A 16,557-nucleotide genomic window follows, 5' to 3' on the forward strand; every position below is an offset into this window, starting at 1 on the left:
ATTTCTATTTATACCTTTATAATAAACTATTTTAATGGTTTTTTTGTTATAATTCCAGCTTTCCTTGGATAGGATGTAGGACATTCTTTTACTTTATTTACAACAACAATATTATGCTTTAAATCAGTATCTTCTATTTCTAATTCTATTACATTTTGAAGTTTTCCACCTAATACTCCAAGTGCATTTTTACACTCTTTTAATTCATCTTCAATAGCAGGACCTTTTAATGCTATGAAATAACCATCAACCTTTACATAAGGAAGACAAAATTCCGATAATACTGTCATATTTGCCACAGCTCTCGAAGTAGCCACCTCAAAATTTTCTCTCAATTCTTTAACTCTTGCACCATCTTCTGCTCTAGAATGAATAGTTTTAACATTTTTCAAATTTAATTCACTAACTACTAAATTTAAAAAATTAATTCTTTTATTAAGCGAATCTAATAATGTAACATGAATATTGTCTTTCATAATTGCTATTGGAATCCCAGGAAATCCAGCTCCTGTACCTACATCAATTAATGTTTTAGCTTCTTTAAGTTTTTCACATTTAAAAGCCTTAATACAATCAATAAAATGCTTCTTTATAAATTCTTCATCTTCAGTTATCGCAGTAAGATTAATTTTTGTATTCCATTCTTGAACAAGATGCATATATTTAATAAACTTTTTATATTGCTCTTCACTTAATGACATATTAACATCATTAGCTGCTTTTTTCATTAATTCATAAAAACTCATAATTAACCTCCTGAGCTTAAACTAATCCTTATTCTTTCCATATCTATGTTCTAAATAAATCAACAGTACAGAAATATCTGCAGGAGAAACACCTGAAATTCTTGATGCTTGCCCAATACTTATCGGCTCTATACTACTCAACTTTTGAATAGCTTCAGTTCTTAATCCATTAACATGTGAATAATTAATATCACTTGGAATTAACTTCTTTTCAAACTTTTTAAATTGTCCAACTTGTTCTAATTGACTTGCTATATAGCCTTCATATTTTGCAATAATATTCACTTGTTCCCCTACATCTTTACCAAACTTCTCTCTGTCTATATCTAATGGCTCTAAAGAAAAATAATCTAATTCTGTTCTCTTAATTAGTTCATATAAACTTGTTGGTTTTCTTAATTGTGCAGAACCTAGTGTTGCTAAAAATTCATTTACTTCTTTTTTATTTGTGATTTGAAGATTTTTTATTCTTTCTATTTCTTCCTCAATATTCTTTTTTCTATCTATATACTTTGAGTATCTTTCTTCACTAACTAACCCAACATTATGCCCAATTTCTGTTAACCTAAAATCAGCATTATCTTGTCTTAAAAGAAGTCTATATTCAGCTCTAGAAGTCATCATTCTATATGGTTCATTTGTCCCCTTAGTTACTAAATCATCAATCAAAACACCAATATATGCATCTGAACGTGTTAAAATTAATGGTTCTTTGCCCTTTATTTTTAATGCTGCATTTATTCCTGCCACTAGTCCTTGAGCTCCAGCCTCTTCATATCCTGAACTTCCATTTAACTGACCTGCTCCATAAAGCCCTTGAATATTCTTAAACTCTAATGTTGGATTTAATTGAGTTGGATCTATTGAATCATACTCAATAGCATATGCTGTTCTCATCATTTCTACATTTTCAAGTCCAGGTAAAGTTCTAAGCATTTTAATTTGAACCTCTTCTGGAAGAGAGGAACTCATCCCCCCCACATACATCTCTAATGTATCTTCTCCCTCTGGTTCAATAAATATTTGATGCTGAGTTTTATCTGGAAATCTCATTACTTTATCTTCTATAGATGGACAATACCTTGGTCCAATACCTTTTATAGATCCATTATATATTGGAGACCTTCCTATATTTTCTCGTATAATATTATGAGTTTCTTCACTTGTATAAGTAAGATAACAAGAAACTTGATCCCTAGTTATGTCCTCACTCATAAATGAAAATGGAACTATATTTTCATCCCCACCTTGTTCAATCATCTTCGAAAAATCAACTGAACGTTTATTAATTCTAGCTGGTGTACCTGTCTTAAATCTTCTTAAATTTATATTTAAATCTAATAAGGATTGTGAAAGGTCATTAGCTGGAAATAATCCATTTGGGCCTCCACTATAACTTATCTCTCCTATAATTATTTTTCCTCTTAAATATGTACCAGTTGCTAAAATTACAGCTTTACATTTATATGTAGCTCCGTTTTTTGTTACCACACCACATATCTTTTTATTCTCTACTAATAATTTAGTAACTTCAATTTGCTTAATTTGAAGATTTTCTTGCTCTTCCAAAACTCTCTTCATTCTATGTTGATATTTCATTTTATCAGCTTGCGCTCTTAAAGAATGTACTGCTGGACCTTTTGATGTATTCAACATTCTTGACTGAATAAATGTATTATCAATATTAATACCCATTTCTCCACCTAGTGCATCAATCTCCCTTACTAAATGGCCTTTAGCAGTTCCCCCTATATTGGGATTACAAGGCATCATTCCTATAGAATCTAAGTTTATAGTACATACTAAAGTACTAAACCCCATTCTTGCAGCTGCTAAAGAAGCCTCACACCCTGCATGACCTGCTCCAACAACTATGATATCAAATTCTCCTCCATTATAATTCACTATTCCACCTACTTTCCTACACAAAATTCACTAAATATCTTATTTATTAAATCTTCTTCAAGCTCATCTCCAGTAATTTCTCCTAATGATTTCATTGCTGAAGTTACATATATAGAAATCAAATCTAAATATTCATTCAGCTTAACTTTTTCTTTAGCTAAATTGCAATTTTCTAAAGCTCTATATAACGCCTGTTTATGCCTATTGTTGGAAATTATAAGACTTTCAGTGTCAACCTCTCCACTAAAGAACATATCTTTTATCCTATTCTTTAAATCATCAATTCCATATCCTGACATAGCCGAAATTTTGACTATTTCACTTAATCCTTTTAACTCTTCATCAGCTATTTGTGAATCTAAATCCACCTTATTCAAAAGAACTACATACTTCTTATCATTAACATATCGAATTATCTCTTCATCTTCTTGATCTAACTTTCTTGATGAATCAAGAACTAAAATTATTAAATCTGCTTCATCAATTTTTTTCTTAGATCTCTCTACACCTATCTTCTCAACAATATCTTCAGTTTCTCTAATTCCAGCAGTATCAATAATCTTCACAGGAATTCCATCTAAATTTATAAATTCTTCAATTACATCTCTCGTAGTTCCTGGTATATCCGTAACAATTGCTCTTTTTTCTTTAAGTAATGTATTTAATAATGATGATTTTCCTACATTTGGTTTTCCTATAATAGCCAAACTTAATCCATCCCTTATAATTCTACCTTCATCTGCACTCTTAATTAACAAATTCATCTCTGCTATAGCTTTATCAATTTGCTCTAATATCCTAATTGGAATACTTTCATCAACTTCCTCATCATCTTCAGTAAAATCTATTGAATACTCAATCAAAGCTAGTGTATTTAACATATATTCTCTAAGCCTATTTATTTCCCGGGAAAGATGCCCTGAACTCTGAATTAAAGCTGATTTCATTGACAAGTCAGTTTTAGCTCTTATTATATCTATTACAGCTTCTGCTTGAGTTAAATCTATTCTTCCATTTAAAAATGCCCTTTTTGTAAATTCACCTGGCTCTGCAATTCTACAACCAGCCTTTATTATTTCTTCTAACACTTTATTAGTTGATATAACTCCTCCATGACAATTTACTTCAACTACATCTTCAGCTGTGAAACTCTTAGGCCCTTTCATATAGCTAATAATAACTTCATCTATTCTATTTTCAGAATTAATTTCATAAATATAACCATAATGCATAGTATAACTTTTCATATTTTTAACTGAAAAATCTCCTATACCTTTAAAAATTTTACTTGTTATATCTAAAGCTTTGTTTCCAGATATTCTTATTATTGAGATACCACCTTCACCAATTGGCGTAGCAATACCACAGATAGTATCAAACTCTTTCATTAGTTTATCCTCCTTAGAAGTATTTATCTTAATTATTGTACTCCTATTAAACTACTATACATTTTACAAAACAATAATACATAAGTCAAAGAAATACGATATATAAAACTTTTAAATATATTTATAATATTATCCTTATATACTCAATATTTGAAACCTAAAAAATAAATCTTTATTCCTATAAGTTAAGTTGAAATTTGCAATAATTAATTCCTTCACCATATATATGGTAATATTCTTGACCATATATATGGTTATATTCTGAAGAATATGCTGATAAAATGCGAGGAGAAGATAGCTTTATAAAAAAACTATTATCTTTTATCTAAATATTTATAAATAAAATTTCTTCAAAAAAGTAAGCCATCCAAAATAGAACTATTAATTCTATCTTGAGATAGCTTTGTATTAATTTCTCTTAATGTCTACTACAATCCTTCTAAAAGGTTCTTCCCCTTCACTAAATGTTTTTATGTCAGCATAATTTTGAAGTGCTGAGTGAATAACTCTTCTCTCATATGGATTCATAGGTTCAAGCTTAAATGGCCTTTTGCTTTTTCTCACTTTATATGCAGTTTTTTCAGCTACTCTTTTTAATGTTTCTTCACGCTTTTTTCTATAATTTTCAGCATCTAAAATAACTCTCTTATATGTTTGCTCATGATTTTTATTAACAACTAAAGATACTAAGTATTGCAGAGAATCTAAAGTCTCTCCCCTATATCCAATGACAGACCCCATCTTCTCTCCTACAATATTTATATTAATAGTATCTTCTTCTTCTCTAATAACAACTTCAGCATTTACATTCATACACTTTAGAACCTTAATTAAAAAGTTTTTTGCATCATCTTTATAATCTGCCTTTAAAGTAACCTTAATCTTAGCTGGCTTTGCTCCTATTAAGTTAAATAACCCTTTAGAACCTTCATCAATTATGTCAACTTCAACCTTATCATTTGTTACCTTTAATTGGTCCAAAGCCTTACTTAAAGCTTCTTCAACGGTTTTTCCAATAACATCAATTGATTTCATATAACATTCACCCACCTCTAAAATACTGAAACACTGATACTTACTTCTTCTTTTTCTTCTTTTTACTTGACTTGTTAGTCTCATCATAATCAGGCATAACAAATTTAGGAGCCCTAGTAGCTTCTTTTTCGGCTTCAACTTCCATTACTTCATTTTTCTTAGCCATAGCTGGTTTGTAATTAATGAAATACGTAGTAGCTAATTGAATCACTCCACCTAAAACCCAATATATAACTAATATTGATTTAAAATTCCAAGCCATAAATCCCATCATTAATGACATACCAATATTCATTGGTCCCATATTCATAGCACCTTCTCCATTGTTTGGAGTTGCTTTACCCATCAAATATGATGGTAAGTATGTTGATAACGCTGCAAATATTGGCAAAATATGAAGCTGATCTGGTGCACCTAAACTATTAATCCATAAAAAAGATTCATTTATGTCAATATTATAAAATGCATAGTAAAGAGCCATAAGTATTGGAAGTGGTAATAATGCAGGGACACAACCACCAGTCATACTAACATTTCTCTCTTTATATAATTTCATCAATTCTGCATTTGCTCTTTGTGGATCACCTTTATACTTTTCCTGAAGTTTTTTAACCTCAGGTTGTATTTCCTGCATCCCTCTCATTGAATTAGCAGATTTTATATTAAACGGCAATAAACAGCCTCTAATTACAATTGTCAATATTGTAATTGCCAATACATATGACAAACCACCCGTTACCCCTAAACCAACAACAAAATCATGAAGCCATAAAAATACTTCTTTAAAGACATTTGTTATTGGAGCAAATAAAGTCATCATATTTATTCTCCTCCTATTTACTATAATTTATTTAACAGGATCGAAGCCACCTTTACTGAAAGGATTACATCTTAAAATACGCCAACACGCCATACATCCACCTTTAATTGCTCCATGCTTCTCAATAGCATCAATAGCATATTGTGAACATGTTGGAATGTATTTGCATCTTGGTGCACTCATTGGTGATATTCTTTTCCTATAAAATTTAATTAGTCCTATCATTACCTTCTTCATTACTATGTAAGCCTGCCTTCTTTATCAAATTGTTAACAGCCTTATCCACTTGATGATAATCCTTATCCTTTATTTTAGTTCTAGCAACAAATACAAGATCATATCCTTGTTTAAGATTCATTAGTTTTAATCTATAGCTTTCAGTTATCAATCTTTTGCTTCTACTTCGAACTACACTATTTCCTACTTTTTTACTAACAGAAATTCCTAATCTATTATATTGGTTTTCTTGCTTATCTCTGTTTCTTCTATTTTTAAGTATATATAGAACTAAAAGATCATTAGAAAATGATTTTCCCTTCCTATATACAATACGAAATTCATTGTTTTTTTTCAATCTGTAAACCATAGGTATTTCTATACTCCTTTTTTTCCTGCATTTGCAGAAAAAAGGCCACAAATTGCGGCCCTTATGCTGTTAATTTTTTTCTACCTTTTTGTCTTCTTCTCTTAAGAACATTTCTTCCTGATTGAGTCTTCATTCTCTTTCTAAAACCATGTTCTTTTTTTCTTTGTCTCTTTTTAGGTTGGTATGTCATGAACATTATCACTGCACCCCCTTCGACTCAAATATTTATAGCAATAACTATATTTATCATTTTCATTTACTAATTAATTATATATATATACCCTAAATGTGTCAAGAATGTTGTTACTTGTTGATAATTTATTATATTAATAGTTTTTTTGTGGATAACTTATTGAATACTATCATTCGTATATGATATTATTATAAATAGATTGTGAATAACTTGTGAAAAAATAAAAGTTATCCACACCTGTGGACAATACTGTGTATAACTTGTTTATTTTTAATATTATTTATGAAATCTTTTTTTATTTTGACTATTTTTAGTCCTTTTTATGCAGTTTTTAAGCTGTTAATAAAATAATTCTATCACCTGTTGATAACTTATTATACCATTTATTACTCAGTAAGTTTATCAACATGTTACTAATTTTAGTTAACATTATAAACATAAATTAAGTTATCAACATATACTGTTACTTAGTCTGTTGATATTTAAAATTTATGTTTATTTAAGCTAAAAATATTTTTGGAGGATACCACATGGAAACTGATCTAAAGGAACTATGGCGAAAAACCCTAGATATTATAAAAAGCGAAATGAGCGAAGTAAGCTTCAATACTTGGATAAAGAGTTGTGAACCAATTTCTATATCTTCAAATACTATAAAAATTAGTGTTCCCAATTCATTTACTCAAGATATTCTTGAAAAAAGATATAAAGATTTAGTTGCAAACTCTATAAAAGCCATATGTTCAAAACTATACAAAATTGAATTTTTAATTGCATCAGATTTAAACCCTGAGGAAACTATAAAAGAACAACCTAAGAAAGAATCTAAATCCATAATAGTTAATGATGAGATGTCTACAACATTAAATCCTAAATATACATTTGATTCTTTTGTTATAGGAAATAGTAATAGATTTGCACATGCTGCATCTTTAGCTGTAGCAGAAGCTCCAGCTAAAGCATATAATCCATTATTTATATATGGGGGAGTTGGACTTGGCAAAACACACTTAATGCATGCCATAGGTCATTACATATTACAAAACAACCCAAATGCCAAGGTTGTTTACGTTTCATCTGAAAAGTTTACAAATGAATTAATTAATTCTATAAAAGATGATAAAAATGAAGAATTTAGAAATAAATATAGAAATGTGGATATCCTTTTAATTGACGATATTCAATTTATTGCTGGAAAAGAAAGAACTCAAGAAGAATTTTTCCATACATTTAATGAATTACATGATGCAAATAAACAAATAATTCTATCATCAGATAGACCACCAAAAGAAATTCCTACATTAGAAGATAGACTTAGATCAAGATTTGAATGGGGGTTAATAGCAGATATTCAAATCCCAGACTTTGAAACTAGAATGGCAATATTAAAAAAGAAAGCTGATGTTGAAAATTTAAATGTTGAAAATGAAGTTATGGTTTATATTGCTACTAAAATAAAATCTAATATAAGAGAACTTGAAGGTGCACTTATAAGAATAGTAGCATATTCATCTCTAACTAATAGAGAAATAACTGTTGATTTAGCTACTGAAGCATTAAAAGATATAATTTCTAAAAAACAAGGAAAAAATATAACAATTAGTTTAATACAAGATATTGTTGCCAGCTATTTTAACTTAAGAGTTGAGGAATTGAAATCTCAAAGACGAACTAGAAATGTAGCTTATCCAAGACAAATAGCAATGTATTTAAGTAGAAAACTAACAGATATGTCTCTACCTAAAATAGGTGAAGAATTTGGTGGAAGGGATCATACTACTGTAATACATGCCTATGAGAAAATTTCAGATAATCTCAATGGTGATGAAAACTTACAGAAGACAATTGAAGATATAACCAAAAAATTAACCCAAAACTAATCCACATCTGTGTATAATAACATTATACAAACCTGTGGATAACTTCTTAAAAAAGTTTTTCTAGTTAATACTGTGGATAAGGTATGCATTTTGTTACTTACTTATCCACACTATTTTTTTATAATATTTTGTTGCTATTACTTATCTATAAGTACTTATCAACAAATCCACATCCCCTACTACTACTATTACTAAATATTATATATATCTATTCTATTTATAGATATTTTAAACTGTTAATAAATTAGGAGGTTATTACATGATATTTTTATGTGAAAAACAAAAATTACAAGAAGGAATATTAATTACTCAAAAAGCAATTACAGGAAAGTCAACAATGCCAATATTAGAAGGTATTTATATAAATGCTAGTAAAGAAGGATTAACATTAATAGGATCTGATATGGATGTAGCTATTGAAACAAAAGTAGAAGCTGATGTTATAGAAGAAGGAACTGTAGTTATAGATTCTAAGATATTTGGTGAAATCATAAGAAAACTTCCCAATTCAGATGTAAGAATTGAAATTATTGAAAATGATACAGTACAAATATCATGCCAAAAATCAGTTTTTAATGTAGTATATATGAATTATGAAGAATTTCCATCACTACCTAATATTGATGAGGAAAAACAAATTCAAGTACCACAAAATATATTAAAAAACATGATTAAAAGTACAGCATTTGCTATAGCTCAAGATGAAACAAGACCAATTTTACAAGGAATATTATTCGAACTAAAAAATAGAAAATTAAATTTAGTTGCTTTAGATGGTTATAGATTAGCACTAAAAACTGAATATTTAGATAGTGACTTTGATATAGAAATTGTCATTCCTGGGAAAACTTTAAATGAAGTATCAAAAATATTAGAGGATATAGATTCTATAGTAAACATAACATTCACTAATAATCATATATTGTTTAACTTAGAACAAACAAAAATAATATCACGATTACTTGATGGAAAATATGTAAGTTATAATTCTTTATTACCACAAGAACATAAATTATTAGTTGAAGTAAATAAACAACAATTTCAAAATGGAATTGAAAGAGCATCACTAATGGCTAAAGAAGGAAATAGCAATTTGATAAAATTAGAATTTCAAGAAGATACCTTAGTTATAACATCTAATTCTCAATTGGGAAAGGTAAGAGAAGAAGTTGGAATAAATCTGCAAGGAGAAGGCGTTCAAATTGCATTTAACTCAAGATATCTTTTAGATGTTCTTAAGAATATGGAAGATGAAAATGTTGTTATGGAAATGACATCTAGTGTAACCCCATGTATTATAAAGGGTAAAGAAACTGATTCATATAAATATCTAGTGTTGCCTGTAAGATTAATTAGATAGGAGGAGTGCATAAATATACAGTGTTTATGCAAAATTGAATTGAAGGAAATAAAAATTAATACAGAATTCATAAAATTAGATGCTTTTTTAAAATGGTGTGGAATAGCATCTATGGGAACAGAGGCTAAAATGTACATAACTGATGAATTAATAAAAGTTAATGGTGAAGTATGTACTCAACGAGGAAAAAAACTAAGGATAAATGACATTGTATCTTTTGATGGTGAAAGTTATAAAATTGTTTAAGATTAAGATAATTTTATAAATGTGGGTGTTTATTTGTCTATTATGATATAATTATATGGGTGTATATTTATGTTTATTAAAAAATTAATGTTAATGAATTATAGGAATTACAAAGAGCTAAATATTGAATTTGGTAGTAATGTCAATGTTTTTATAGGAGATAATGCCCAAGGAAAAACAAATATTTTGGAATCAATCTATTATTGTGGATTTGCTAAATCTCATAGAACTTCAAGAGATAAGGAATTAATTAATTGGAGTTCTGACAGGGCATTTATTAGCTTAAGCGTAGGTAAGGATAGATTAGATAAAAGAATAGATATTGGCATATTAAAAGATGGTAAAAAAGCCATATCAGTAAATTCCATAAAGATTAACAAAATTGGTGAACTTTTTGGAACATTTAATGTTGTTATGTTTTCTCCAGAAGATTTAAAGATTATAAAAGAGTCGCCTGGTATAAGAAGAAGATTTATGGATATGGAACTGTGTCAATTAAATAAGACTTATTATTATAATCTTGTTCAGTATAACAAAGTCATAAATGAAAGAAATATTGTACTGAAGAGTAGAAATTCAAGTGAAGAAATGATTGATGTATATGATGAACAACTAATAAATTATGGAGAATACATAATTAGAGAAAGGATAAATTATATAAATAAGTTAAACAAGTATAGTAAAAATATTCATAATGAGATTACTTTAGGTAAAGAGGAGATAAAATTTAAATATCAAACATCTATTAAAAATTTTGATAATATAAAAAGTGAATTTTATGAACAGTTAAAGAAAAGTAGGAAAAAAGATATTGAAAAAGGAATTTCTACAATAGGACCACATAGAGATGATTTTTTAGTATTTATCAATAATGTAGATACAAAAAGCTTTGGATCACAAGGCCAACAAAGGACTGCAGTTTTAACAATGAAGTTTTCATCATTAAATATAATAAAAGAAGTTAATGGAGAATATCCAGTTTTATTATTAGATGATGTTTTGTCAGAGTTAGATTTTAATAGAAAGAGATATGTTTTAAGTACTATTAAAGATATCCAAACAATTATTACTTGCACTGGTATATCAGATATAAATGAGTATTTAGATTCAAACTCTAAAGTATTTGTAGTAAATGATGGAAAAATATCTGTTTAGAGGAGGAATGATTCATGTTTTTGCATTTAGGAGAAAATGTTACTGTTCCTATTAAAGATATTATAGGAATTTTTGATTTAGAAACTACAATGTATGGTTCAGATACAAATCAATTTTTAAGAATGGCAGAAGAAGATGGATTTGTAGAAAGGATAACAGATGAAACACCAAAATCTTATGTTGTAGCAGAAGTAAATAAAAAAAGTAAGATATATTTATCACAAATATCATCAGCTACATTAAGTAAAAGAACGTATATGGATTATAACCCGTAAGCGCAATAATTAAACTTTTTTTGTTTAATTATTGATAATTTTTTAGGAGGAATCTATGTTGGAACAAAATAAACAAAATTATGATGAAAGTCAGATACAGGTTTTAGAGGGATTAGAGGCAGTTAGAAAAAGACCAGGTATGTATATTGGAAGCACTAGTTCCAGGGGATTACATCACCTAGTTTATGAAATTGTTGATAATAGTATAGATGAAGCTTTGGCAGGATATTGTAGAAATATTAAAGTAGCTATTAATGAGGATAATTCAATACAAGTTGAAGACGATGGAAGAGGTATGCCAGTAGGAATGCATCCTAAAATGCAAAAGCCAACAGTTGAAGTTATTATGACAATATTGCATGCTGGAGGTAAGTTTGGTGGAGGCGGCTATAAGGTTTCTGGTGGTTTACATGGAGTTGGTGCATCTGTAGTTAATGCACTATCAAAGAAGTGTATAGTAACAGTAAAAAGAGAAGGGCATCTTTGGCAACAAGAATATTCATGTGGTAAGGTTCTTAGTGATTTAAATGTAGTTGGAGATACGGAAGAGACAGGAACTATAGTATACTTTAAGCCAGATGATGATATATTTGATGAAATAGTATATGATTTTGATATTCTTTCACAAAGATTAAGAGAATTAGCTTTCTTAAATAAAGGAATAAATATCACTTTAATAGATAATAGAGATAATAAAACTGAAGTATTTCATTATGAAGGTGGAATAAAATCTTTTGTTACTTACTTAAATAGAAATAAAGAAGCATTACACAAAGATCCTATTTATGTTGAGGGGCTTAAAGATGGAATTTCTGTAGAGGTATCACTCCAATATAATGATGGATACAATGAAAATATATTTTCTTTTGCAAATAATATAGATACAATTGAAGGGGGAACCCATCTAGTAGGATTCAAAACAGCACTTACTAGAGTTTTGAATGATTATGCCAAAAAATTTGGTCATTTAAAAGAAAACGACAAGAACTTGTCTGGAGATGATATAAGAGAAGGATTAACAGCTGTAATATCTGTTAAAATAGGAGAACCTCAATTTGAAGGACAGACAAAAACAAAATTAGGAAATAGTGAAGTTAGAGGAATTGTTGATTCAATAGTTGGAGAAAGTGTAGGAATATTCCTAGAAGAAAATCCAGCGATTGGTAAAATAATTATAGATAAAGCATTAATGGCAGCTAGAGCTAGGGATGCAGCTAGAAAAGCAAGAGAATTAACTAGAAAGTCTGTATTAGAACGTTCAGCTCTACCAGGAAAACTTGCTGATTGCTCATCTAAAGACCCTAGAGAATGTGAAATATATATAGTCGAAGGAGATTCGGCAGGTGGATCAGCTAAGCAAGGAAGAAACAGAAAATTCCAAGCTATTTTACCATTAAGAGGTAAAATATTAAATGTTGAAAAACAAAGATTAGATAGAATATTAAATGCAGATACTATAAGGTCTATGATTACAGCATTTGGCGCTGGAATTGGATCAGATTTTGATATTGAAAAAATAAGATATAATAGAATAATAATTATGACAGATGCCGATGTTGATGGAGCTCATATAAGAACTTTATTATTAACATTTTTCTATAGATATATGAGAGATTTAATAGAAGGTGGGCATGTATATATTGCACAACCTCCACTATATAAAGTGAGTAAAAGTAAGAAAGAAGCTTATGCATATTCAGATCAAGAATTAGAAACATTACTTGATGAATTTGGAGGAAAAGACAGTTCAACTAGTATTCAAAGATACAAAGGACTTGGAGAAATGAATGCTGAACAATTATGGGATACTACAATGGATCCAGAAAAGAGAATATTATTAAAAGCTACTGTAGAAGATGCTATGGCAGCAGATGAAATATTTACTATACTTATGGGAGACAAAGTAGAGCCTAGAAGAGAGTTTATACAACAAAATGCTAAGAAAGTAAGTAACTTAGATATTTAGTACTAATACGAGGTGAAGTACATGAATTTTAATGAAGGAAAAGTCATACCTGTAGATATTAATCAGGAAATGAAGAGATGTTATATAGATTATGCTATGAGTGTTATAGTTGGGCGTGCATTGCCAGATGTAAGAGATGGTTTGAAACCAGTACACAGAAGAATACTATATTCACTACAAGAATTGGGCTTATATCCTGATAAGGGGTATAGAAAGTGTGCAAGAATAGTTGGAGATGTTTTAGGTAAGTATCATCCACATGGTGATTCTTCTGTTTATGATGCTTTAGTTAGATTGGCACAAGATTTCTCAATGAGATATATGTTAGTAGATGGTCATGGTAATTTTGGTTCTGTAGATGGAGATAGTGCTGCAGCAATGAGATATACAGAAGCTAAAATGAATAAGATAGCAATTGAAATGTTAAGAGATATTAATAAAAATACTGTTGATTTTGTACCTAACTTTGATGGAGAAGAAGAGGAACCATCAGTATTACCTTCAAGATTTCCTAATCTTTTAGTAAATGGATCTTCAGGGATAGCAGTTGGTATGGCAACAAATATTCCACCACATAATTTAGGTGAAATTATAGATGGAACAGTAATGTTAATAGACGATCCAGAAACTTCAGTTCTAGAACTTATGTCTGTAATTAAGGGACCTGATTTTCCAACTGGAGCAACTATAATGGGTAAAGCAGGTATAAGAGCTGCTTACGAAACTGGTAGGGGAAAAGTAGTTGTTAGAGCAAAGGCTGAAATTGAAGAGGAAAATTCAAGACATAAAATTATAGTAACTGAAATTCCATATCAAGTTAATAAGGCTAAGTTAATAGAAAGTATAGCTGATCTTGTTAAGGATAAGAAGATAGTAGGCATATCAGATTTAAGAGATGAGTCAGATAGAGATGGTATGAGAATTGTTATAGAATTAAAGAGAGATGCTAATCCTAATGTCACTCTAAATCTTTTATATAAACATACTAAGATGCAAGATACTTTTGGTGTAATTATGCTTGCACTTGTTGATAATGCACCACAGGTTTTAAATCTTAAGCAAGTTTTAAGTCATTATATTACATTTCAAAAGGAAGTTATAACAAGAAGAACAATATTTGAATTAAATAAGGCAGAAGCTAGAGCACATATACTTGAAGGATTAAAAATTGCATTAGATAATATTGATGAAGTAATTAATATTATTAGGAGTTCTAGTACATCAGAATTAGCAAAAAACACATTAATGGAGAGATTCTCTCTATCTGATAAACAAGCAACTGCTATATTAGAAATGAGACTTAGAAGATTAACTGGTTTAGAAAGAGACAAAATTGATGCTGAGTATGAAGAACTTATGAAACAAATTGAATATTTAAATTCAATACTTGGAAGTGAAGAAAAATTACTTGGAGTAATAAAAGATGAATTATTAGAAATTAAGGCTAAATATAATGATGAAAGAAGATCTAAAATTGAAAAAGTAGTTAATGAAATAGATATTGAAGACTTAATTCAAGAAGAGGAAGTGGTTATAACCTTAACTAACAATGGTTATATAAAGAGAATTTCTGCAGACACTTATTCTGCACAAAGAAGAGGTGGAAAAGGAATTCAAGCTATGACTACAAAAGAAGATGATTTTGTAGAACAAGTTATAATTACTTCAACTCATTCAGATATACTATTCTTTACTAATAGGGGGAGGGTATATAAGTTAAGAGCTTATGAAATCCCAGAGGCAGGTAGATCAGCTAAGGGAACTAATATAATAAACCTTATAGCTATAGAACCTAATGAAAGAATAGAGGCTGCATTAGCTGTTAGAGATAATAATAAAGAAGGATTCTTGTTCATGGGAACTAAACAAGGCATAGTAAAGAAAACACCATTAGAAGATTTTAAAAATTTACGTAAAAATGGATTGATAGCAATTTTCCTAAGAGATGGTGATGAATTGCTTAAAGTTAAGATTACTCGTGGTGATGCTAAAATTGTTATGGTTACTCAAAATGGATATGCAGTTAAGTTTAATGAGGCTGATGTTAGAGCAATGGGAAGAACTGCATCAGGAGTTAAGGCAATAAATTTAAAAGGTGATGACATAGCTGTATGTATGGATATAGCTGTAGATGAAGAAGAATTATTAGTTATAAGTGAAAATGGATTTGGTAAGAGAACTCCTATCAGTGAGTATAAAGTTCAAAATAGAGGTGGAGTTGGATTAATTACTTATAAAATTAGTGAGAAGACAGGAAAAGTAGTTGGAGCAACAATGTGTAAAGAAGATGATGAACTTATGCTTATAAATACTAGTGGGGTTGCAATAAGAATTAATGTTAAAGACATATCAGTAACTAGTAGGTCAACCATGGGTGTTAGGTTGATGAGAACTAGTGAAGATGAAAAAGTTGTAGCGATAACTAAGATTTCAGGTAATGGTGAAGATGTATCAGATGAAGGAATCAATGAAATTGTAGATGTAAATGAACTAGATAATGACAATTAAAAAGAGACTATAGATGTTAATGAAACATCTATAGTCTCTTTTTTCATATATAATACATACTTTTTAAAGTTTTTGGTGTAGTTAAGTATAAAATTCCAATAAAGTTTATTACATGACAATAAGACAAAATATTATAAGTAATTTTAAAATATATAAAATCTAGCTAAAGATAAGGAAACCAGTTCCACGCGTATCATTATATAAAATCAGTAGAAAATCATAGAAAAAGTGAGATATAAAAAGGAGAATTGTAAAAATGAAGAAAAGATAAATATATTACTAAATTGTCTATGATAAGATAAGATTCGTCGCTAAGGCAACATAAAAAAACAAGTTAAAGCAAATTTGAAAAAAATTAAAAAACTTGTTGACATGTGTTGAAATAAGTGATAAGATAAGAAAGTCGCTTGAGGGCGACAAACAAATTGGTCTTTGAAAATTGAACAGATTATATAAGTTAAAAACCAGCAATTCTTTTAGAGTAAGTTTTTTGA

The 16,557-nt window shown here is 29.1% G+C and carries 15 protein-coding genes; 7 read left to right on the forward strand and 8 right to left on the reverse strand.

Annotation, left to right across the window (positions count from 1 at the left end; translation table 11 throughout):
• Positions 1-26 precede the first annotated feature (26 nt).
• The 8 genes from rsmG to rpmH form a co-directional block, all read right to left on the reverse strand.
• Positions 27-746 carry a 16S rRNA (guanine(527)-N(7))-methyltransferase RsmG gene (rsmG, locus tag NNC19_RS19805; protein WP_310940426.1) on the reverse strand — a complete coding sequence of 240 codons (720 nt, stop codon included), beginning with the start codon at positions 744-746 and terminating at the stop codon, positions 27-29.
• 21 nt (positions 747-767) lie between these two features.
• Positions 768-2,651, reverse strand: coding sequence for a tRNA uridine-5-carboxymethylaminomethyl(34) synthesis enzyme MnmG (gene mnmG / locus NNC19_RS19810; RefSeq protein ID WP_310940427.1), 1,884 nt, complete (start codon positions 2,649-2,651; stop codon positions 768-770).
• Positions 2,652-2,659: 8 nt separating this feature from the next.
• Positions 2,660-4,039 (reverse strand): tRNA uridine-5-carboxymethylaminomethyl(34) synthesis GTPase MnmE, encoded by a 1,380-nt coding sequence (gene mnmE, locus NNC19_RS19815; protein ID WP_310940428.1) that lies wholly within the window; start codon positions 4,037-4,039, stop codon positions 2,660-2,662.
• A gap of 408 nt (positions 4,040-4,447) precedes the next feature.
• A complete protein-coding gene (jag, locus tag NNC19_RS19820) occupies positions 4,448-5,074 on the reverse strand; it encodes an RNA-binding cell elongation regulator Jag/EloR (RefSeq protein ID WP_310940429.1) in 627 nt (208 codons plus the stop codon).
• A gap of 40 nt (positions 5,075-5,114) precedes the next feature.
• Positions 5,115-5,894: a membrane protein insertase YidC gene (yidC, locus tag NNC19_RS19825; RefSeq protein WP_310940430.1), complete on the reverse strand. Its 780-nt coding sequence runs from the start codon at positions 5,892-5,894 to the stop codon at positions 5,115-5,117.
• Positions 5,895-5,921: 27 nt separating this feature from the next.
• Positions 5,922-6,131, reverse strand: a complete 210-nt coding sequence (gene yidD / locus NNC19_RS19830; protein WP_310940431.1) for a membrane protein insertion efficiency factor YidD — start codon at positions 6,129-6,131, stop codon at positions 5,922-5,924.
• Entirely contained in the window at positions 6,103-6,480 is a 378-nt protein-coding gene (rnpA, locus tag NNC19_RS19835; protein ID WP_310940432.1) for a ribonuclease P protein component, read from the reverse strand. The genes yidD and rnpA overlap by 29 nt, the downstream gene beginning before the upstream one ends.
• Before the next feature lie 61 nt (positions 6,481-6,541).
• A complete protein-coding gene (gene rpmH / locus NNC19_RS19840) occupies positions 6,542-6,676 on the reverse strand; it encodes a 50S ribosomal protein L34 (protein ID WP_143318190.1) in 135 nt (44 codons plus the stop codon).
• A 527-nt stretch (positions 6,677-7,203) separates the two neighbouring features.
• On the opposite strand from rpmH, the gene dnaA reads away from it, so the two are divergent.
• The 7 genes from dnaA (at position 7,204) to gyrA (ending at position 16,063) form a co-directional block, all read left to right on the forward strand.
• The gene (dnaA, locus tag NNC19_RS19845; RefSeq protein WP_310940433.1) at positions 7,204-8,553 is read left to right on the forward strand and encodes a chromosomal replication initiator protein DnaA; all 1,350 of its coding nucleotides are present in this window, start codon (positions 7,204-7,206) and stop codon (positions 8,551-8,553) included.
• A gap of 259 nt (positions 8,554-8,812) precedes the next feature.
• Positions 8,813-9,913 carry a DNA polymerase III subunit beta gene (gene dnaN, locus NNC19_RS19850; protein ID WP_310940434.1) on the forward strand — a complete coding sequence of 367 codons (1,101 nt, stop codon included), beginning with the start codon at positions 8,813-8,815 and terminating at the stop codon, positions 9,911-9,913.
• Between the two features lie 39 nt (positions 9,914-9,952).
• Positions 9,953-10,159: an RNA-binding S4 domain-containing protein gene (locus tag NNC19_RS19855; RefSeq protein ID WP_310940435.1), complete on the forward strand. Its 207-nt coding sequence runs from the start codon at positions 9,953-9,955 to the stop codon at positions 10,157-10,159.
• A gap of 69 nt (positions 10,160-10,228) precedes the next feature.
• Positions 10,229-11,314, forward strand: a complete 1,086-nt coding sequence (gene recF, locus NNC19_RS19860; protein WP_310940436.1) for a DNA replication/repair protein RecF — start codon at positions 10,229-10,231, stop codon at positions 11,312-11,314.
• Positions 11,315-11,328: 14 nt separating this feature from the next.
• Positions 11,329-11,589: an extracellular matrix regulator RemB gene (gene remB / locus NNC19_RS19865; protein ID WP_310940437.1), complete on the forward strand. Its 261-nt coding sequence runs from the start codon at positions 11,329-11,331 to the stop codon at positions 11,587-11,589.
• Between the two features lie 55 nt (positions 11,590-11,644).
• Positions 11,645-13,555: a DNA topoisomerase (ATP-hydrolyzing) subunit B gene (gene gyrB / locus NNC19_RS19870; RefSeq protein WP_396136462.1), complete on the forward strand. Its 1,911-nt coding sequence runs from the start codon at positions 11,645-11,647 to the stop codon at positions 13,553-13,555.
• Between the two features lie 21 nt (positions 13,556-13,576).
• Complete coding sequence (gene gyrA, locus NNC19_RS19875) at positions 13,577-16,063, forward strand: DNA gyrase subunit A (protein ID WP_310940438.1); 2,487 nt, start codon at positions 13,577-13,579, stop codon at positions 16,061-16,063.
• Positions 16,064-16,557: the final 494 nt, after the last annotated feature.

It is taken from the genome of Clostridium sp. SHJSY1 (assembly GCF_031626875.1).
Taxonomy (GTDB): Bacteria; Bacillota; Clostridia; order Clostridiales; family Clostridiaceae; genus Clostridium.

What these genes read in the sequence shown, in the direction of transcription:
- yidD (WP_310940431.1), bottom strand. Translation starts at nt 6,131, where the DNA reads ATGAAGAAGGTAATGATAGGACTAATTAAATTTTATAGGAAAAGAATA.
- rnpA (WP_310940432.1), bottom strand. Translation starts at nt 6,480, where the DNA reads ATGGTTTACAGATTGAAAAAAAACAATGAATTTCGTATTGTATATAGG.
- rpmH (WP_143318190.1), bottom strand. Translation starts at nt 6,676, where the DNA reads ATGTTCATGACATACCAACCTAAAAAGAGACAAAGAAAAAAAGAACAT.
- remB (WP_310940437.1), top strand. Translation starts at nt 11,329, where the DNA reads ATGTTTTTGCATTTAGGAGAAAATGTTACTGTTCCTATTAAAGATATT.
- recF (WP_310940436.1), top strand. Translation starts at nt 10,229, where the DNA reads ATGTTTATTAAAAAATTAATGTTAATGAATTATAGGAATTACAAAGAG.
- dnaN (WP_310940434.1), top strand. Translation starts at nt 8,813, where the DNA reads ATGATATTTTTATGTGAAAAACAAAAATTACAAGAAGGAATATTAATT.
- gyrB (WP_396136462.1), top strand. Translation starts at nt 11,645, where the DNA reads ATGTTGGAACAAAATAAACAAAATTATGATGAAAGTCAGATACAGGTT.
- dnaA (WP_310940433.1), top strand. Translation starts at nt 7,204, where the DNA reads ATGGAAACTGATCTAAAGGAACTATGGCGAAAAACCCTAGATATTATA.
- mnmE (WP_310940428.1), bottom strand. Translation starts at nt 4,039, where the DNA reads ATGAAAGAGTTTGATACTATCTGTGGTATTGCTACGCCAATTGGTGAA.
- gyrA (WP_310940438.1), top strand. Translation starts at nt 13,577, where the DNA reads ATGAATTTTAATGAAGGAAAAGTCATACCTGTAGATATTAATCAGGAA.
- yidC (WP_310940430.1), bottom strand. Translation starts at nt 5,894, where the DNA reads ATGATGACTTTATTTGCTCCAATAACAAATGTCTTTAAAGAAGTATTT.
- jag (WP_310940429.1), bottom strand. Translation starts at nt 5,074, where the DNA reads ATGAAATCAATTGATGTTATTGGAAAAACCGTTGAAGAAGCTTTAAGT.
- rsmG (WP_310940426.1), bottom strand. Translation starts at nt 746, where the DNA reads ATGAGTTTTTATGAATTAATGAAAAAAGCAGCTAATGATGTTAATATG.